This window comes from Microvirga antarctica, from assembly GCF_017921815.1.
In the GTDB taxonomy this organism is placed as follows: domain Bacteria; phylum Pseudomonadota; class Alphaproteobacteria; order Rhizobiales; family Beijerinckiaceae; genus Microvirga; species Microvirga antarctica.
Map to the genome: position 1 here is coordinate 282,552 of NZ_JAGEMM010000005.1, position 18,880 is coordinate 301,431.

18 protein-coding genes are annotated in these 18,880 nt (G+C 65.9%); 7 read left to right on the forward strand and 11 right to left on the reverse strand.

The genetic code is table 11. The features are described 5' to 3' along the window. Both J4G32_RS16260 and J4G32_RS16265 read right to left on the reverse strand, forming a co-directional pair. Complete coding sequence (locus J4G32_RS16260; protein ID WP_210496516.1) at positions 1 to 810, reverse strand: TPM domain-containing protein; 810 nt, start codon at positions 808 to 810, stop codon at positions 1 to 3. Position 811: 1 nt separating this feature from the next. Continuing rightward, on the reverse strand, positions 812 to 1,417 hold the full coding sequence (locus J4G32_RS16265) for a LemA family protein (RefSeq protein WP_210496518.1): 606 nt from the start codon (positions 1,415 to 1,417) through the stop codon (positions 812 to 814). A gap of 139 nt (positions 1,418 to 1,556) precedes the next feature. On the opposite strand from J4G32_RS16265, the gene J4G32_RS16270 reads away from it, so the two are divergent. Beyond that, on the forward strand, positions 1,557 to 2,198 hold the full coding sequence (locus J4G32_RS16270) for a LysE family translocator (protein ID WP_210496528.1): 642 nt from the start codon (positions 1,557 to 1,559) through the stop codon (positions 2,196 to 2,198). On the opposite strand, the gene J4G32_RS16275 is transcribed toward J4G32_RS16270, so the two are convergent. The 5 genes from J4G32_RS16275 to J4G32_RS16295 form a co-directional block, all read right to left on the reverse strand. Then, a complete protein-coding gene (locus J4G32_RS16275) occupies positions 2,170 to 2,667 on the reverse strand; it encodes a hypothetical protein (protein WP_210496530.1) in 498 nt (165 codons plus the stop codon). The two genes, J4G32_RS16270 and J4G32_RS16275, sit on opposite strands and share 29 nt — an antisense overlap. 57 nt (positions 2,668 to 2,724) lie before the next feature. Then, positions 2,725 to 3,042, reverse strand: a complete 318-nt coding sequence (locus J4G32_RS16280) for a hypothetical protein (protein WP_210496531.1) — start codon at positions 3,040 to 3,042, stop codon at positions 2,725 to 2,727. Between the two features lie 192 nt (positions 3,043 to 3,234). After that, on the reverse strand, positions 3,235 to 4,563 hold the full coding sequence (rlmN, locus tag J4G32_RS16285) for a dual-specificity RNA methyltransferase RlmN (RefSeq protein WP_210496535.1): 1,329 nt from the start codon (positions 4,561 to 4,563) through the stop codon (positions 3,235 to 3,237). 91 nt (positions 4,564 to 4,654) lie between these two features. Beyond that, positions 4,655 to 5,299 carry an invasion associated locus B family protein gene (locus J4G32_RS16290; protein WP_210496536.1) on the reverse strand — a complete coding sequence of 215 codons (645 nt, stop codon included), beginning with the start codon at positions 5,297 to 5,299 and terminating at the stop codon, positions 4,655 to 4,657. Between the two features lie 375 nt (positions 5,300 to 5,674). Beyond that, entirely contained in the window at positions 5,675 to 6,070 is a 396-nt protein-coding gene (locus J4G32_RS16295) for a YkvA family protein (protein WP_425515526.1), read from the reverse strand. Between the two features lie 92 nt (positions 6,071 to 6,162). On the opposite strand from J4G32_RS16295, the gene J4G32_RS16300 reads away from it, so the two are divergent. The 3 genes from J4G32_RS16300 (at position 6,163) to J4G32_RS16310 (ending at position 9,272) form a co-directional block, all read left to right on the forward strand. Continuing rightward, positions 6,163 to 6,948, forward strand: coding sequence for an SDR family NAD(P)-dependent oxidoreductase (locus tag J4G32_RS16300; RefSeq protein WP_210496537.1), 786 nt, complete (start codon positions 6,163 to 6,165; stop codon positions 6,946 to 6,948). A gap of 72 nt (positions 6,949 to 7,020) precedes the next feature. Beyond that, a complete protein-coding gene (locus J4G32_RS16305; RefSeq protein ID WP_210496538.1) occupies positions 7,021 to 7,785 on the forward strand; it encodes a LamB/YcsF family protein in 765 nt (254 codons plus the stop codon). Between the two features lie 92 nt (positions 7,786 to 7,877). After that, complete coding sequence (locus J4G32_RS16310; RefSeq protein WP_210496541.1) at positions 7,878 to 9,272, forward strand: FAD-binding oxidoreductase; 1,395 nt, start codon at positions 7,878 to 7,880, stop codon at positions 9,270 to 9,272. Positions 9,273 to 9,312: 40 nt separating this feature from the next. Here the strand turns inward: J4G32_RS16310 and J4G32_RS16315 are convergent, their stop codons facing one another. Beyond that, the gene (locus tag J4G32_RS16315; protein WP_210496543.1) at positions 9,313 to 10,758 is read right to left on the reverse strand and encodes an aldehyde dehydrogenase family protein; all 1,446 of its coding nucleotides are present in this window, start codon (positions 10,756 to 10,758) and stop codon (positions 9,313 to 9,315) included. A 293-nt stretch (positions 10,759 to 11,051) separates the two neighbouring features. Between J4G32_RS16315 and J4G32_RS16320 the strand changes: the two genes are divergently transcribed. The 3 genes from J4G32_RS16320 (at position 11,052) to J4G32_RS16330 (ending at position 15,272) form a co-directional block, all read left to right on the forward strand. Continuing rightward, a complete protein-coding gene (locus J4G32_RS16320) occupies positions 11,052 to 12,236 on the forward strand; it encodes an MFS transporter (protein WP_210496546.1) in 1,185 nt (394 codons plus the stop codon). Between the two features lie 158 nt (positions 12,237 to 12,394). Then, positions 12,395 to 13,561 carry an ABC transporter substrate-binding protein gene (locus J4G32_RS16325; RefSeq protein ID WP_210496548.1) on the forward strand — a complete coding sequence of 389 codons (1,167 nt, stop codon included), beginning with the start codon at positions 12,395 to 12,397 and terminating at the stop codon, positions 13,559 to 13,561. A gap of 76 nt (positions 13,562 to 13,637) precedes the next feature. Next, positions 13,638 to 15,272, forward strand: a complete 1,635-nt coding sequence (locus tag J4G32_RS16330; protein ID WP_210496550.1) for an amidohydrolase — start codon at positions 13,638 to 13,640, stop codon at positions 15,270 to 15,272. Positions 15,273 to 15,278: 6 nt separating this feature from the next. Here J4G32_RS16330 and J4G32_RS16335 read toward each other — a convergent pair whose 3' ends face one another. From J4G32_RS16335 to J4G32_RS16345, 3 genes are read right to left on the reverse strand one after another with little or no spacing between them, the layout of a single operon-like run. Then, the gene (locus J4G32_RS16335) at positions 15,279 to 16,724 is read right to left on the reverse strand and encodes an amidohydrolase family protein (RefSeq protein WP_210496553.1); all 1,446 of its coding nucleotides are present in this window, start codon (positions 16,722 to 16,724) and stop codon (positions 15,279 to 15,281) included. A gap of 26 nt (positions 16,725 to 16,750) precedes the next feature. Beyond that, entirely contained in the window at positions 16,751 to 17,443 is a 693-nt protein-coding gene (locus tag J4G32_RS16340; RefSeq protein WP_210496554.1) for a GntR family transcriptional regulator, read from the reverse strand. Beyond that, positions 17,440 to 18,873: an amidohydrolase family protein gene (locus J4G32_RS16345; protein WP_210496555.1), complete on the reverse strand. Its 1,434-nt coding sequence runs from the start codon at positions 18,871 to 18,873 to the stop codon at positions 17,440 to 17,442. Before J4G32_RS16345 ends, J4G32_RS16340 begins: the two co-directional genes overlap by 4 nt. Positions 18,874 to 18,880: the final 7 nt, after the last annotated feature.

Below are 18,880 nucleotides of genomic sequence, written 5' to 3' on the forward strand. Positions count from 1 at the left end.
CTACCAACTCCCCGATGCGCCGCCGCCACCGGAGGAGCCGCCGCCGCCTGAAAATCCGCCGCCGCCTCCCCCGCCTCCCCCACCAAATCCGCCGCCCCAGCCGCCTCCGCCGAGCACGGAGCCGGTGGTGATCCAGCGGCCGTCCCGGGTGCGGTGGCGCTGGGCGCCGAGCCCGCTCCGCATCGACCGGATGATGATGAAGATCACGATGCCGAGCACGAGCAGATGCATCAGCGAGATCGGCATGGATTTGTCGTCGCTGCGGATGTCGGCGCGGCGCTGCCATTCCTCGGCGTCGCCGGTGAGGATTGAGAGCATCCCGTCAACGCCTGCCCCGATGCCGGCGGCAAAATCGCCCTTCTGGAATTGCGGCGTGATGGCGGTGGCGATGATGACGCGCGAGAGCGCATCCGTCAGCGCTCCTTCGAGGCCGTAGCCGACCTCGATCCTGACCTTGCGATCATTGGGGGCCACCAGCAGGAGCGCGCCGTTGTTCTTCTGCTTCTGGCCGATCTGCCATTGGCGGAAGAGCCGGTTGGCATAATCCTCGATGGCATAGCCCTCGAGCGACTGGATCGTGGCCACCACCACCTGGTCGGTGGTCTTGTCCTCGAAAGCCTTGAGCTTTGCCTCGAGCGCCGCCCTGTCGTCGGGCTTGAGGATGTTGGCGGCATCGACGACGCGCCCGCTCAGCGCCGGGAACGTCTGGGCAAAAGCTGCCGTTGGCAGGAGGGCGAGGGCGGCCACAAGCAGCAGGGCGCGAAGCGCCCCGCGATGGCCGAAGAAGCCCGCGGCCGTCATCGCCCGCATGCTAGAACTTCACGGCCGGCGGTCGATCCGATCCGGCCACCGCCGCAAAGGTCTCCATGGGCTTGGCCTGCGGATACAGAATGGCCGCGATCCAGCGCCCGGGAATGGTGCGCAACTCCGTGTTGTAGGCGCGGACCGTCTCGATGTAGTCGCGGCGGGCGACCGCGATGCGGTTCTCGGTGCCCTCAAGCTGGGATTGCAGGGCGAGGAAATTCGCGTTCGACTTCAGCTCGGGATAGCGCTCGACGGTGACGAGCAGGCGGCCCAGCGCGCCGGAGAGCTGGTTCTGGGCCTCCTGAAACTGACGGAATTTTTCCGGATCGGTGATCGTCGAGGCGTCGACCTTGACGGCGCTCGCCTTGGCCCTGGCCTCGGTCACCTGGATCAAAACCTCGCGCTCCTGCTGGGCGAAGCCCTTGACGGTCTCGACCAGGTTGGGAATGAGGTCGGCGCGCCGCTGATACTGGTTCTGGACCTCGCTCCAGGACGATTTGGCCTGCTCCTCCAGGGTCGGAACATTGTTGATACCGCAGGCCGACAGGCCGAAGGCCAGGATCAGCCCCGTGAGCGCCACGCGAACCCGGTTGGACAGTGCCATCGCCATCATGTGTTTTTGACTTTCGAATCGGTGTTACCGCGACAGGCTTCACAAATGGGCCAATCGGAGCCGTTCAACAAGTCGCTTCTCGCTGGCGCGGGCCTGGTGATTCGGGCATCATCCGGCAACATCGTCACAGAGGTTGCCCATGACGTTTCTTCCCGATGCCAGCACGTTGCTGACCTATTCGCTCGCTTGCACGATCCTGTTCATCACCCCCGGGCCCGACATGAGCCTGTTTCTGGCCAAGACCATGGCGGGCGGGCGACGGGCCGGCATCGCCGCGATGCTCGGCGCCATGGCCGGGTGCTGCGTCCACACCATGCTGGCGGCCCTGGGCGTGTCGGCGCTTCTGGCAGCCTCCGTGACGGCCTTCACCGTCCTGAAGGTGGTTGGCGCGCTGTATCTGCTGTGGCTTGCATTTGACGCGGTGCGCAACGGATCGGCGCTCAGCGTCAAGGATCAGACGCGGGCGGAGCTGCCGTTCTGGAAGACCTTCATGGTCGGGGTCGGCATCAACCTGACGAACCCCAAGATCGTGCTGTTCTTCGTGACGTTCCTGCCGCAATTCGTGCAGGCGGGCGATCCCGACGCGTCGGCGAAGCTGCTCTTCCTCGGCCTCTATTTCGTGGCGCTGACGGGGCCCATGGCGGCGCTCATGATCGTGTTCGCCGACAAGGTCATCGCCCTGCTGCGCCGGCGTCCGCGCGTGATGCGCACCATCGATTATGTGTTCGCCGGGCTGTTTTCGGCCTTTGCCCTCAGGATCCTGGCGACGTCGGCAAAGTAGAAGCCGGACTGCGCCGCGAATCGCGGCCCGCAATGGCCCAGACGATCAGGCCCGCGACCGCGCCGGTGAGGAACAGGACCAGGCTGACGTGAAGCTCCGCCGGGGAGCCGCCGCGCGCGGAGCCCCGCAGGATCCACGGAATGGCTGCCGTCAGCGCCCCCGTGGCGCCCGCGTACCACAAGGCGCTGCGGGCCCGGATGACCTCGCTGATCAGGGTGACCAGCAGGGGCGGGAAGACCAGCAGGGTGAAGACGATCCGCCCCACGGTCTCGAAGGCCGACCGCACGATCGGCCCGGGATCCTCGGCGGAGAACACCTCGTCCACAAAGGCCTGGAAGCCAACCAGCAGCGTGTCGCCGGTCAGCACCGCCATGACCGGATCGACCACCGAGGCGATCATCAGAAACAGGGAGCTCGCGCCGATGGCGATGAGCAGCGCGAAGGGGAGGAGGAGGAGATAGCGGACCATTCTCCTGCTATATCGCAGAATTCTCACGCCGTCTTTCGGCCGGGACGGCCCGATGACTTAAGGGGACGTCGAATCGCGCCGTCCGCCGGTGGCGATGGTCCAGTAGAGGGCTGCGCAGAGGATGCCGGCGATGCCCCCGTTGATCACGTCGAGCGCATGGCCGCCAAGGTCTTGCGGCACGCTGCTGCTCCGTGCGGAAAACAGGCTCAGAAGGCCCGCTCCGGCGAGCGCCCCGGCGATCAACACGCTCCGCCATGTGTGGAGCCGCAAGGCCTTGAGGGCGAGGATGATCGCGGTGGTGGCCACAAGATTGACGATCCCGACGATGGTGGCCACCGCAACCACGATTTTCAGGACGATGAATGTCACGTTCACGGCCGTGTCGGACGCTGCCGGCCCGGGCGTCGAACGATGCGTCCCTGAGACCTCGAGCAACCTCTCGATCAGAACCAGATAAGGAGCCAGAAACTTGCGACCGTGAGGGCAGCAATCGTGCGGGCCATCATCGTCTCCAAACGCAGGGAGACTGTGACGATACACTATTATGAAACTGGTGTCGGCTTTCGTCTACGCGCTGTCGCCCAGCGCGGGCACGTCCTCAGCCCCGATGCCCTGTTCGAGCATCAGCCGGGCGCGGGCGCGCAGCTTTTCGGTCTCGCTCTTCAACTGGCCGCAGGCCGCCAGGATATCGCGGCCGCGGGGGGTGCGCACGGGGGAGGCGTAGCCGGCCCGGTAGACGATGTCCGAGAAGCGCTCGATGCGATCCCAGTCGGAGCATTCGAATTTCGACCCCGGCCAGGGATTGAAGGGGATCAGGTTGATCTTGGCCGGAATGCCCTTCAGCAACCGGACCAGCTCGCGCGCATCCGCGTCCGAATCGTTGACGCCCTTCAGCATCACGTATTCGAAGGTGATGCGGCGGGCATTCGACAGGCCCGGATAGGCCCGGCAGGCATCGAGCAGTGTCGCGATTGAATATTTGCGGTTGATCGGCACCAGCTCGTTGCGCAACTCGTCCCGCACCGCGTGGAGCGAGATCGCCAGCATCGTGTTGGCGTCCTGGCCCAGCCGCTCGATCTGCGGCACGACGCCGGAGGTCGAGACCGTGATGCGGCGGCGCGACAGGCCGAGGCCCTCGTTGTCGGCCAGCACGCCGATGGCGTCGATGACCTCGGAGGTGTTGTAGAGCGGCTCGCCCATGCCCATGAACACGATGTTGGTCACGAAGCGCGGCGCTTCGCGGGGCAGGAAACCGTCATCCGGCGGGCAGGCATCCGGCCAGTCGCCGATCCGGTCGCGGGCGACGACGAGCTGGGCGACGATCTCGGCCGCCGTCAGGTTGCGCACGAGGCGCTGGGTGCCGGTGTGGCAGAACGAACAGGTAAGCGTGCAGCCGACCTGGCTCGACACGCACAGGGTGCCGCGATCACTCTCGGGAATGTAGACGCACTCGATCTCCGCGCCCTTGTCATGGGCAGAGGTCGGCGCCATCCGGATCAGCCACTTGCGGGTGCCGTCCTTGGAGACCTGCTCGGACATGACCTCTGGCCGGTCGAGGGTGTAGGTCCCGCTCAGGGCTGCGCGCAGGCTCTTGCCCACATTGGTCATCTGGGAGAAATCGCGGGCGCCCCGCAGATAGATCCAGTGCCAGATCTGGGCCGCGCGCATCTTCTGCTCGCGCTCCGGCACGCCGATCTGTCCGAGCTTGTCCTTCAACTGATCCCGCGTCAGCCCGACGAGCGAAGCGCCGCCGCCGAGCGCCGTTCCGGCCACCACCGTCAACTCGGCCTTCTTCTCGATGGCGAGGGTCTCGAGGCCGGCCGCGCGCGCGGCATCGGTCACGGCCAGCGGAGCCGCGTGGGGATTACGCTTGGCGATGTCGAGCGCCGTCGCCATGGGAGATCATGCCTTCGTTAAGGGGAGACGGCGCGCTCTATAGCATGAATGCGTCGGAAACGTGAAAGCCCCCTTTGGCCGCGGTGGCGGTTCAGGAACATTCCTTTCTGGCGCGGTCGAGCGCTGCGCCGAAGCCGCTCAGCGAATAGCGGTCCGTCAGGGTGTTGCCGCGGGCCGACTGGGTCTTGACCGTGACGGCCGAGGCCTTGCCCATGGCGGCGATCGCCTGGGTTTCTTCTGCCGGGTTCTTCAGCCAGGCATTGGCGTCTTTGGTGATCAGCACATACGAGGCCGTGCCGATGGCAGCACTCGCCGGGCCATTGTCCTTGGCGGCGAAACCGAGGACGAGGGCCAGCTCGTTCTTGACGTTCTCGGCGGGCCGGAACGACACGAACAGATAGGCCGGATCGCGGTTCAGGTTCTTCGGCAGCCGGTCCTTCGGCTGCGTCAGGGCGTAGCAGATCTTCGAGCGGCCGGATTGCGCCGTGTAGACGCCCCAGTCGCCCATGGATGCGATGAGCGATGCGCCGCCGGGACCCGTCGCGGCCTGCGCCTTGGCGGGTGCCGGCTTTGCGGCCGCGGGCTTAGCGGGAGCGGGTTTCGCCGGTGTCTTGGCGGCAGGTTTGGACGGCGTGGCGCGCTGGGGCTGGGCAACGGCCTCCGGCGCGACAGCAAGGGCGAACAAGGTGGCGAGAGCGCCTGCGGCCAGGCCGCGCTGAAGAGATGCGAGAATCATGGGGAACAGCGTATACACCGGTTGGTTAAGAACTCTTCACCAAGCCTGTTCGAATAAGTGTGGCGAAATGGCGGGGTGCGCCGACCTGCGGACCGATTCCTGTCGCGCAAAAAAAGAGGGACCGTCGAAACGGTCCCTCAGGCTGGGAGGAAATCATTACGTGCTGAAACGAAGAGCAAGTAATAAGAAACATTATATCGTATAGTTACGCAATGCAATAAGATTTTAGAGAAGAATTACAGATCTTAATCCTATAAAGGCCACGGAAGACGCGGTTTCTCAGCGGCATTCCGTGGAGTCATGTTCGGCAAACGCCATGCAATTGCGGCAGGACCGAGACCAGCTGATTGCGACGCAGGGGAAAAGACGGCTCGGTCATTCCGACGGCGCCGCGGGCGCCTCATCACTCAACGTGGCCTTGGCGTGGGCCCGGTGGTCCGGTGTGATCGAACCGGCGACCTGCGCGAGAGCCGCTGCCAGCACCGCGGCATCGTCGGCAAACCCCACCAGCGGCAGGAAATCCGCGATCGCATCGGTGGGCAGGATGAAATAGGCGAGCGCGCCCATGAGGATGAAACGCACCCGGTTCGGCGTCGCCGGATCGGTCGCGCAATAATAGGCCGCGACAAGATCCTCGGCGAAGGGGATACGGCCGCCGAGCCGCCTGAGCTTCGCCCAGAAATTCCGCCTCACGGCCCGCTCCTCGCGGGTCGCGCCCCGCATGGCGTCCATTTCGGCTTTCGTGAAGGGCTTCGTGAAGGTCTCGCTCAAACTCTTAAACTCCTGCAGGGACGCGACTCGCGCCGGCTGGGCACGCGCGCGGGGATGGCTTACAGACTCAACCCGATTCCAGGAGAGAACCCATGAAGCTCGACAAATCTATGGCAGCCATCGTGACCGGCGGCGCATCCGGCCTCGGCGCCGCAACGGCCAGGATGCTCGCGGCCGACGGTGTCCGGGTCGCGATCTTCGATATGAACGCGCAGAGCGGCGAATCGGTCGCGCGCGAGATCGGCGGCATCTTCTGCCAGGCCGACGTCACCGACGAGGCCTCCGTCGATGCCGCGCTCGCAAAAGCCCGCGCCGCGCACGGGATCGAGCGGATCCTCGTCAATTGCGCCGGCATCGCGCCGGGCAAACGCACGGTTTCCCGCAAGCGCGAGACCGGCGAGATGATCGCCCACGATCTGGCAAGCTTTCGCCGCACCATCGAGATCAACCTGATCGGCTCCTTCGGCATGATCGCCAAGAGCGCCGCCGCGATGGCGACCCTCGATCCGGTGACGCCGGATGGCGGCCGCGGCATCATCATCAACACGTCGTCGGTGGCGGCGCAGGACGGGCAGATCGGGCAGGCGGGCTATTCGGCCTCCAAGGGCGGCATTCTTGCGCTGACGCTGCCGGTCGCGCGCGATCTGTCGGGCTTCGGCATCCGCGTCATGGCGATCATGCCGGGTCTGTTCCACACGCCGCTCTTCGACAATATCGCGGAGGATTACCGCAAGTCGCTCGAGGCCAACGTCCCGTTCCCCTCGCGCCTCGGACGGCCCGAGGAATACGCCACGCTGGTGCGCAGCATCATCGAGAACGACATGCTCAACGGCGAGGCCATCCGCCTCGATGGCGCGCTCCGGATGCAGCCCAAATAGCATGTCGGCTTCCCGGGCTCGTCGCATCGGCACCCTGTCGGGCGACGACCACCATGCCAGTCGGAGACCAGGATGACGATCGATCTCAATGCCGATCTGGGTGAGGGCTACGGCCCCTGGACCATGGGAGACGACGCGGCCCTCATGGACATCGTCACGAGCGCCAACGTCGCGTGCGGCTTCCATGCGGGCGATCCGGCGATCATGCGCCGGACAGCCACCATCGCGCGCGACAAAGGCGTGGCGGTCGGCGCGCATCCGGGCTTCGCGGATCTCCTCGGTTTCGGTCGGCGACGGCTGTCGGGTCTCACCGAGGCCGAGATCGAAAACATCGTCGCCTATCAGGTCGGCGCCTTCCAGGCTGTAGCGCGCCTTGCCGGCCATGCGACCATGCACGTGAAGGTGCACGGCGCGCTCGGCAATATCTGCGCCGAGGACGAGGCGCTGGCGCTGGCGGTCGCGCGCGGCATCAAGGCGGCTGATCCCGACCTTCTTTTTCTCGTCATGCCCGGCATGGCGACCGAGCGGGCGGCCGAGCGCCTCGGCCTCGGCTTCTTCCGCGAGATCTATGCCGACCGCACCTACGACGACACCTTCAACCTCACTGATCGCAGCAAGCCCGGCGCGGTCATTCACGATCCCGAGGTTGCCGCCGCCCACGTGCTGCGGATGGTCGAGGAGGGCGCGATCACGTCGGTCAACGGCAAGCGCCGCGAAGTCCGGATCGATTCGGTCTGCGTGCATGGGGACAATCCCGAGGCGTTGGTGCTCGCTCGCACGGTGCGCACGCGGCTCGAAGCGGCCGGTTGGGCGATCAAGGCCTATACGCGAAACTGAAAGGGACGGCAGCGCGTGGCCGCGACGCGCTGCCGTGCCATACGAGACCGACGTCCCTGTGCCGGAGCGCACGTCCTGTTGGAACCGATCGCATGAGTGATGTCATCCGCGCCCTGATCGATGCCCTCGGGCCGGAGCGGGTTCTCACCGACGCGCTCGTTTCCGTGCGCAACACCGCCGATGCGGCCAGCTTGCCGCCGCTTCGGCCCGCCGCCTTGGTGCGCCCCGAATCGACCGCTGAGGTCGCGACGTGTCTGCGGATCTGCAACACGCTGCATCAGCCGGTGGTGATTCAGGGTGGCATGACGGGCCTTGCCGGCGGGGCCCATCCGCAGCCGGGCGAGATTGCCCTGTCGCTCGAACGCATGGTGGGGATCGAGGAGATCGACACGCAAAGCGGCACGCTCACGGCCTTGGCCGGCACGACGCTTGCGGCCATCCAGGACGCCGCGGCGGAGGCGGGGTTTCTCTATGGGGTCGATCTCGGCGCCCGCGGTACGTGCACCATCGGCGGCAACGTGGCCACCAATGCGGGCGGCAATCAGGTGCTGCGCTACGGCATGACCCGGCGCAACGTCCTCGGGCTCGAGGTGGTTCTCGCCGACGGTCGGGTGCTGCGCTCGCTCAACAAGATGCTCAAGAACAATGCGGGCTATGACTGGCCGCAAGCGATTATCGGCAGCGAGGGCACGCTCGGCGTCATCACGCGGGTGGTCGTCAGCCTGCATCCGCGCCCCACGGGAATCCAGTCGGCGCTTCTTGCCGTCGGGTCCGTGGCGGACGCGGTGTCGCTCCTGCGCCGGTTCGATGCGCTCTTGCCCGGCAGGCTCCTGGTCTTCGAGGCGATGTGGCGCGAATACATGACGGTGACGGTCGAGAGGGCCGGGCTGACGCGCCCTTTCCCGGGCGATCCGGATCTCACGATCCTGATCGAGGCCGCCATGGGGGAGGACGGGTCATCCGGCGCCGACGCCTTCGCCGAAACCCTGGGCCTCCTTCTCGACGAGGGGCTCGTCACCGATGCGGTGGTGGCGCAATCGCAGGCGGACCGGCAGCGATTCTGGGCCTATCGCGAGGCTAATTACGCGTTCGGTCGGTTGCTTCCGAAGGGCGCTCATTTCGACGTCAGCATTCCGCTGGCGCGGATGGGCGAGGCGGTCGCGCGTCTGCGGGCTGAAGTCGCCGCCCGCTGGCCGTCGGCGATCCCCATCGTGTTCGGGCATCTCGCCGACAGCAACCTTCACATCGGAATCTACACGCCGGATTTCGACGCCGCGATGGGGCGCGCCATCAACAAATCGGTCTACGCCATCGTGGCCGACACCCACGGATCGGTCTCGGCCGAGCACGGCATCGGCACGCTCAAGCGCCCCTATCTGCCCCTGAGCCGGTCGGAGACGGAAATCGCCGTGATGCAGGCGATCAAGCACACGCTCGATCCCCACGCCATTCTCAACCGGGGCCGCGTCCTCCCGGATCCCGCCTGATGCCGGGCGACGGTGCCGCCCGGCATGGACAGTCGGTTGCTCAGGCGGCGCTGCGCTCGTCGCGGCCGTAGCCGAACATGGACTTCACCTCGAGGAAATCCTCGAAACCATAGCGGCCCCATTCGCGCCCGTTGCCCGATTGCTTGTAGCCGCCGAACGGCGCGTCCGAATCGCCCGGCGCCCCGTTGATATGCACCATGCCGGCGCGGATCCGGCGAGCAACCGCGCGGGCGCGGTCGATATCGCCGGACGTCACCGAACTCGACAGGCCATAGACCGTGTCGTTGGCGATGGCGATCGCCTCCTCGTCCGACCCGTAGGGCAGGATCGCCAGCACCGGTCCGAAGATTTCCTCGCGGGCGATCGTCATGGTGTTGGTGACATTGGCGAAGATCGTCGGTTTCACGAAATAGCCGCGCGTCAGGCCGTCCGGCAATCCCGGACCGCCGGTGACGAGCTGTGCGCCCTCGGCGATTCCCGCCTCGATCAACGCCTGGATTTTCTTGAACTGCACGTCGCTGACGACCGGCCCGAGATTCGTATCGGGGGCCTTGGGGTCGCCGACCTTGAGGGTCTGGGCAGCCTTGCGGGCGATGGCGACGGCCTCGTCGTGCAGGGCTGCCGGCACCAGCAGGCGCGAGGGGGCGTTGCACGACTGGCCGCTGTTGCTAAAGCAGCGCTGGACGCTGGTGGTGATGGCCTTTTCCAGATCGGCGTCGTCGAGGATGATGTTGGGGGACTTGCCGCCCAGTTCCTGCGCCACGCGCTTGACCGTCTCGGCTGCGGCTTTCGCCACGAGCACGCCTGCGCGGGTCGAGCCGGTAAACGACACCATGTCCACATCGGGATGGTGGGACAACGCCTCGCCGACCACCGCGCCCTCGCCGTTGACCATGTTGTAGACGCCCGCCGGGACGCCGGCCGCGTGGACGATCTCGGAGAACAGCAGGGCCGACATGGGTGCGACTTCGCTGGGTTTCAGCACGACTGTGCAGCCGACCGCAAGCGCCGGCCCGACCTTGCAGCCGATCTGGTTCATGGGCCAGTTCCACGGCGTGATGAGGCCGCAGACGCCAATCGGTTCGCGGGTGACCCGCGTGTCGTTGATGACCTCGTCGAATTCGAAGCTCCGCAGGACCTTGAGGGCCGTCTTGAGATGCCCCAGCCCGGCCGCCGCCTGGGCGTTGATGGCCAGCGTCATCGGGGCGCCCATCTCGGCGCTGATCGCGTCCGCCATGTCGCTGCTGCGCTTGCCGTATTCGGCGATCACCGCCTCGAGAAGCTCGATCCGCTCCTGCCGGCTGGTGCGGGAGAAGGACTCGAAGGCCCGCCTTGCCGCCGCCACTGCCAGATCCACGTCCTCGGCCGTGCCCAGGGCAATCGCCGCGTAGGCCTCTTCGGTGGCCGGGTTGATGACGGGCAGGGTGCGGGTGCCTTTCGAGGGCGTCCAGCGGCCGTCGATATAGAAGTCACGATACTCGTTCATGGTCGCTCGGTGTCCTGGGGCAGCGGGTGGGTTGGTCAAAATACTATACTGTTTGCTATCGGCCGCAACCGGTGCGGCGGCGAGACTTTTTCCGGCTTCCTGAGCGACGACGATTGCGTCGCTCAATATTCTGGGCGACTTTGCTTGCCAAGAAGTCTGCCCCGGGAGAGGGATTCGCATTCCATGACAGGCGCCGTCAATTCCAGATCCCGTCATCGGGCTCAAACCTGCGCCGATCCGGTTCGTCGGTCGTGACGGGCAACGGGGCAAGGCCCGGTCCGGGAGCGGCGTGAATGGACATGCAGCCCCCGAACAGGGGAATGCAGGGCACTCTGCAGCAATTGCGCGCGATGGGCCTGCTGATGGTGGGCGCGCTCATCCTGCAGGTGGCGGCAGGCATTCTCAACATCATCGTGCCGGTGCGGATGGCCCTGGCCGAGCAGGCGCCCACGCTGATCGGCCTGGTGGCGTCGTCCTATGCGGGCGGCTTCCTGATCGGGTGCTTCATGTGCCCGCCGGTGATTCGGCATATCGGCCATATCCGCGCCTTCTCGGTGTTCGGCGCCCTGCAGGCGGTGCTTGCTCTCGGGTTCACGTCAGGCGATTTCGGCTACTGGACGCTTGTTCGGTTCGGCACCGGCTTTGCGGGCGCGGGGGCGGCGATCGTGCTCGAGAGCTGGATCAGCGCGCAGGCCAGTCCCAGCCAGCGCGGCCGCCTGTTCGGCATCTACCAGGTGCTCACCCGAATCGCGATGATCGGCGGCCAGCTGGCCGCGAGCCACCTCCTCTTCGGGGCCTCGTCCGCCTTTCTCATCGTCAGTGTCTGCTACTCCCTGTCGGTGATCCCGGTCTGCCTCACGGTCGCCAATGTGCCCCAGAGTCCGGCTGTGGCCACCATCGCGCTCCGCCAGCTCTGGCGGACGGCCCCCATGAGCGCCATGGGGTGCATCTATGTGGGATCGGTCGGCAGTGCGCTGATGGGGATCCTGCCGGCCTGGGGCGTGCTGGCCGGCCTGTCGCCGCTGGCGGCAAGCCTCCTGTCGACCGCCGTGCAGGTCGGCTCGCTGATTACCCAATGGCCGATGGGCTACCTGTCGGACCGGACTGACCGACGCCGGGTGATGATGGGCGGCACGGCCGTCACGTTGGTCATGTCGATCATTCTGGTGGCGGGCCTCGTGCCTGCGGGACTTGGCGTGTTCGCGATCTTTGCGCTCATCGGCGGCTCGACCCTGCCGGTCTACATGCTGTCGGTTTCCCACGCCTTCGACCGGGCCGACAAGTCGCAGGCGGTGGGCCTGTCGAGCAGCTTGTTGTTTCACTGGGCCGTGGGCTCGATCCTCGGACCCCTCCTGGCAACCTCCATGATCGAGCGGATCGGCACCCTCGGCCTGCCCGCCTTCATCGTCCTCCTGTCGCTTGCATTCGTGATTTTCGGGGTCATCCGCCTGTCCGCACGGCGATCTGTTGACGAATAATATATGATCCGTGGTGCTTCACATATTTTCTCTTGTCAGCTTGGCGGCCTTAAACTTACGATACGGAATGCAGGCGGGACGGCTCGACACGGCGTCTCACGCTCACGCGACCTGATGCCAAGCGCATGTCCCCAAAAAAGAAACCAGAGGAGAGACCGATGAGTGATGAGACCAGCCACAAAGCCATGCTTCAGCGCCTGCACGATTCCGTGATGGTGCCGCCGACCTCGCGGCGCGATTTTCTCCTGCGCTACGGCGGCGGCCTGGCGGCCGCGATGGCCATGCCGATGCTGTCCACCGGGGCGTTCGGCCAGACCGAGGCGATGCCCGAGTTCAAGGACATCCCGCAGGCCTGGAAGGGCTCCGGCCAAGTGGTCGTCGTCACCTGGGGCGGCATTGGCACCGACATGCAGCGCAAGGCGTGGTTCGAGCCCTTCGAGAAGCTCTGCGGCATCAAGGTCGTCGAGGCCGTCGGGCCCGATCCCGCAAAGGTCAAGGCGATGGTCGACACCAAGACGACCTCATGGGACGTATGCCAGATCGGCCGCGGCACGATGATCGAACTGGCGGCGCAGGGCGATTACTGGGAGCCGATCGATTACGGCATCGTCGAGAAGGGTGTCACCGATAATTTCCGCTCGAAATTCGGCCTCGACATCGTGCCCTACGCGCAGATGATCGCCTATCGGAAGGATGTCTATCCGGACGGACCGAAGGGCTGGGCGGATTTCTTCAACGCCGAAAAATACCCCGGCGCCCGCACCATGCCGATCGCCACCAAGGGCAATATCCCGGAGCTGGTCGGCGCGCTCATCGCCGACGGCGTGGCGCCCGACAAGGTCTATCCGCTCGATATCGACCGGGCGATCCGCGTGTTGACCAAAATCAAGCCGAAGGTCGTCAAGTGGTGGGAAACCGGCGCGCAGCCGATGCAGATGCTCATCGACAACGAGGCGCCCCTGGCCACTGCCTGGAACGGCCGCGTTTATTCGGCCCAGCAGGAGGGCAAGCCCCTCGATCTGGTCTGGAACGGTGGCACGCTGCTGTCGAATGCATGGCTCGTTCCCAAGGGCGCGCCAAACCTCTCGAACGCGCAGAAGTTCATCGCCTTCAGCTCGTCGGCCATTGCGCAGGCGCGCTACTCGACCCTGCTGCCCTACGGCTTCACGAACGTCGATTCCGCCCAGTACCTCTCGCCGGCCGTCTTGAAGAACCTGCCGACCTCGCCGGAGAACGCCAAGCTGATGGTTCCCTACCAGCATGAATGGTGGGCGGCGAACCGGCCCGAGGTCATCGCCAAGTTCAACAAGATGATGCTCTCCTAACAAAACCAACATCCAAGGGCTGCGGCGCGGTGCGCGGCAGCCCTTTTTTCATGGCTTTTATCGACGGGATCGCGGCATGGCGCTGGAACGCTTGAATATCGAGACGGTCGTCCTCAACGGGCAGATCGTCACCATGGACAAGCCCGGCCATCGGGTGGAGGCACTCGCCATCGCCCAGGGGCGCATCGTGGCACGCGGCTCGACGGACGAGATTCGCGCGCTGGCGCCGCACGCGGCGGTCATCGATTGCGAGGGGCGCACCGTGCTGCCGGGCATCGTCGACAGCCATTGCCATCCGGACATGCATGGCGCGCGCATCGGGCGCTGGTACGATTTCTTCGACGGCCGCATCGACACCCGCGACAAGCTGTTGGCGCTCGTGCGGGCCGAGACCAAGGACAAGCCGCACGATTCCTGGTTCACCGCCTACCGGTTCGACGAGATGCACTCGGGCGGCTATCCGACCCTCGACGAGCTGGATGCAGCGTCCGGCGGACGCCCGGTCTTCATCTATCGCCGCGATGCCCATATGGGCGTGGCAAGCAGTGCCGCGCTCAAGGCCGTGGGCTTTCATGACACCGCGTCCGATCCGGCCTTCGGGCGCATCGAGCGGGATCCTGCCACGGGCCGGCCCACCGGGCTGTTGCGCGCGCGCGCGGCCCACATCGTCATCGAGCATATCCAGGCCGCCTACACGGCGGAGGATTTCCGCAGCGGCCTCGTCAAGGTGCTGGACGAGTACCTGTCATTCGGCATCACCTCGGTGCACAACAGCCTCACCACCTCGCAGGCCATTTCGGCCTATCAGACCATGCGCCAGAACGGCGAGCTCAAGACGCGGATCGGCATCCTGGCAAGCGGGCGCGACGACGATCTCGTGCGGGCCATCGTCCGCTCCGGCATGCGATCGGGCTTCGGCGACGACTGGATTCGCCTGATCGGCCTCGAATGGGTTGGAGACGGCAGCACGTCGGGGCGCACGGCCGCCTATTACGATCCCTATCTGGGCGAACCCGTTCTCGGCGAACCGCCCGACAACCGCGGCTCCATCCTGCTCGACCGGGAGGAGTACACAAGGCGCGTGGCGGAAGCTCATGCGGCCGGCCTGATGGTCTGCACCGACGCCATCGGCGACCGCGCTATCGACTTTTTCCTGGACGTCTATGACGACGTGCTCGCGGCCGATCCGCGTCCCGACCACCGCATGCGCATCGAGCATTGCTGCAACGTGACGCCGGCGATTCTCGCCCGGCTCAAACGCAGCGGCGTCGTGTGTTCCTCGGCCACGGGCTTTGCCTATGATCTGGGCGACGCCTATCTGCAAAACCGGGGAGCGGATGCCATGAAGGTGATGTGGCCTCACCGCAGCATGATCGATGCAGGCGTGCCGGCGCCGGGCCACTCCGACGCCCCGGTCTGCAGCGCCAACCCGTTCTTCGGCATCTCGGCGATGGTCAACCGTCAGACCCAGGGCGGGCGCTCCATCGATCAGTCGGAGGCCGTGACCGTGCACGAGGCGCTGGAGGCTTACACGCGGCTGGGGGCCTGGTGCGGGCGCGAGGAACAAGCCAAGGGCGATCTCGGCCTCGGCAAGCTGGCCGATCTGTGCATTCTCGACCGCGATCCCTTCGCAATCCCGCCTTTGGATCTCGCCAACGTCACGGTTCTTTCCACCATGGTCGACGGCGCGATCGTGTTCGACCGGCGCTGACGCGCGCTACAGCGTCAGCGGCATCAGTTCGGAAGCGGGGCGATTCGCCCAGTCGTATTGGCCGACCTTCGACACGGAGAGGCGCTGCGCCTCTTCCAGCCGGTTCAGGGCGTCGTCGAGGTCGAAGGCCAGCGCACGGCCGCTCTCGACCACCTTCCGGCCATCCACGTAGACGTCCCGGATCGGCCGCTCGCCGGCGGTGTAGAACAGGCTCCGCACCGGATCGTAGAGCGGCCGCATGGCCGGATGGGTCAGGTCGACGGTGAAGAAATCGGCCTTTGCGCCGGGCGCCACGCGTCCGATATCGGTGCGCCCCAGCGCCTTTGCGCCGCCGAGCGTTGCCGCATGCAGGGCGTCCGAGGCATTGACCGCATGGGCGTCGCGCGCGGTGATGCGCGCCGCGTAGATGGCGTTGCGGACTTCCTCGACGTAATTGTGCGGAAACGTATCGGTGCCAATGCCGACATTGAGTCCGGCCTTCAGATAGCCGCCCAGATGCTGCAGGGTGATGCCCCGGCGGATGAAGACCGTGGGGCAATGGGCGACGCTCGCGCCGCTCTCGACGAGTATCCGCACGTCGTCGCGGGTCGGCCAGCCGAGCCAGTCATTGTGATCGAAGAAAATGCCGTGGCCGATGGTGGTGAGCGGCCCGAGAACGCCGATCTCCTTCAGCCAGCCGACGGGCGTGCGGCCATGCCGGCGCATCATCTCCTGAAACTCGACGACGCTCTGGCTCGCATGGGTCTGGAACGGCAATCCACGGTCCTGTGCGGCCGCAAACGCATCGCGGAACAGGGCCTCGTCGCAGGTGTCGATCTGGGCCGGGCAGATCATGCCGGACAGCCGGCCGGACGGGTGGGCGACCGCCGCGTCGACCACGGCGAGCGCCTCGTCCATGCGCTTTCGCCCAAGCGGGATATCCCATTCGTAGAGCACTTCGTGGCCGTTCCTGGTGTACCAGCGGGCGGCGCGAAACATCGGCGCCGCATAGGCGCGAAGACCGCTTGCCGCCAGCGTGTCGAGCCATCCCTCATGCGGCACCGAGAGGTCGCAAACGGTCGTGACTCCGCTCTGCAGGAGCTCGCTCAAGGCCACCTGGGAGGACGCCACCATGCCGGCGGCCTCGGTCTCGAACAGAAACAGGTATTCGTAGAGCGAGCTCATATAGAGCTTCGCCGAGCCGACCTCCTCGGTCAGTCCCTTCAGCATGGTCTCGAAGGACGGATGCGAATGGATATCGACGAAACCCGGCATGACCATCAGGTTGCGTCCGTCGATCACCTCATCGGCGGACGCCGCAATCGCCGCATCGGCGAGCACGAAACGGTCGCCCCGAAACGCCACGTCGCAATCGGTGCGATAGACGTGCCGGTCGGTGGCCTCGTCGTAGGCGACGACCCAGGAGGCCGCCTTGATTACGGTCGTCTTCGTCACGTCGGCGGGGGTGGTCATGGGGGGTCCTGAGCGCCTGGATCAATTTAAAAAAATTCGGTGCCGGCATAGCGCGTGAAGGCCTCGACGAGATCCAGGAACTCCGCCGTCAGTGCGGTGGCGGCCGGTTCGTCGCCGGCAGCGACCGCCTCGCCGATTCGAATGTGAAAATCGGTGATCTCGTCTGGCTTGAAGCGGGTCTGGTAGCCTTCACAGGCAAGCCAGAAGCGGCGCGACAGCGCATAGAGCGGCATGATCGAGCGCAGGAACGGGTTGCGTGAAATCTGCACGAGTCGACCGATGAACTCACGGTCGAGGCGCAGCAGGGGCACGTGATCCGGCCCGCCACGAAGGGCACGGAATCGGCCGACGATCTCGCGAAGGATCTCGGCCTCCTCGGGCGTGCGCCGTCGCGCAGCGCTGGGCACCATCAGCATCTCGAGCGCACGACGGGTTTCCAGGACTTTCAGCTGCGTCTGCAGATTGATGTCGCGCACCAGCATGCCCCGGCGCGGCATCCAGACCAGCAACTGATCCATGGCCAACCGGAGGAGCGCCTCGCGAATCGGCGTGCGGCCGAGTCCGAGACGGGTGACGAGAAAAGGCTCGGACACCCGGCTGCCGGGCTTGAGCTCCATCGTGACGATCAGGTCCTCGATGCGCGTATAGGCGATCTCGGCAAGGCTGTCGGTCTCGGAATCGACTCCGTCGTCGTCCCGCCGCAGCGTCTGGACACTCATCGGAAATCACCGAGCGATGGCGGCGACAGGGTATCGATGTCGCGTCCGGCCCAGTCGCCCGGGCCGATGGCCGACCAGACCCGCTCGGCGGTCTCGGCGAGGCCGCGCGTGACGCCCGCCTCGTCCACCGTCAGCAGGGCATGGTCGCGCATGAGCCAGCGCCCGTCGACCATCACATGACGCAGGTCTGCGGCCTCCGCCGAATAGACGAGGTTTTTGAGCGGATCACGGCAGGGGTTCATCGAAAAGCCGCGCAGGTTCCAGAGCAGCAGATCGGCCTTCGCGCCCTTGGCGATGCGGCCGATGTCGTCCCGGTGCAGCATCCGCGCGGCGTTCAGGGTGGCGGCGTCGAATGCCTCCCGGGCGGTCGCCTTGCGGCAATCCCGGCTCATGAGCTTGCCGACGACGCAGGCCGTCCGCATGGCCTGCAGAATCGATTGCGGCGCGGTATCGCTGCCAAGGCACATGTTCACCCCGGCCGCGAGATAGGACGGGAAGGATTCCATCGCGATGCCGCGACGGGCAAACACCCATGGGCAATGGGCGACGCTTGCGCCGTGATCGGCCAGAATGGCCAGATCGTCGCCCGGATACTGGATCCACGAATTGCCGCTGGTAAACACCACATGGCCGAGGATGCAGCGGTCGGACAGGAAGTCCATTTTGGCCAGCCATTCGATCGGCGTCATGCCCTCGCGCTGCACCATCTCGTCGAATTCGAACACCGCCTCGGCCGTGTGAAGGGCGAGCGGCACGCCCATGCGGTCGGAGGCCTCGCGGCTCAGCCGCAGCAATTCGGGCGTCGCCATGGCGACCTGCATGGGGGAGAGGTAGCCCTTGATCCGGCCATTGCCCCGGCCGTCGATGCGCTCGATCAGGTCGATGGCGTAGCGAAAGCCCGGAATGCCGCCGTCCTCTTTCCACGCATAGGTCATGCGCTTGCCGTCGGTGGTCTTCCAGCGGGCCGATCCGTAGCCCTCGGCGATGTAGGCGCGAAGACCCGCTTTCTCGGCGGCGGCGGCCGTGTAATCGCCAAGCCAGCCGATCTCCATGACGGTGGTCGTGCCGCTGCGGATGAGTTCGGCCATCGAGAAATCGACAATCGCGCGCTGGGCGGGCTCGTCGATGGCGGTGGCCAGCGCCGGCAGCATTTCGGGCAGGCCGGAGAAGGAGAAATTTGGCCGTCCCACATCCTCGATGAAGGAGCGGTCCAGCGGCGCGCTGGTAAGATGGGCGTGAGCGTCGATCAGGCCCGGCGTCAGCAGGTGATCGGGCAGGTCGACGACCTCGTCGGCGGTGCCCTCGAAAGACGGTCCCACATGCACGACGCGGTCGTCCTCCACGACCACGACGCCGTTGCGCAGGAGGCGATGCTCGCCATCCTGGAAGGCGATGATCATGCCGGCGCGGATGAGGGTGCGGTGGGCCATGGCGCTC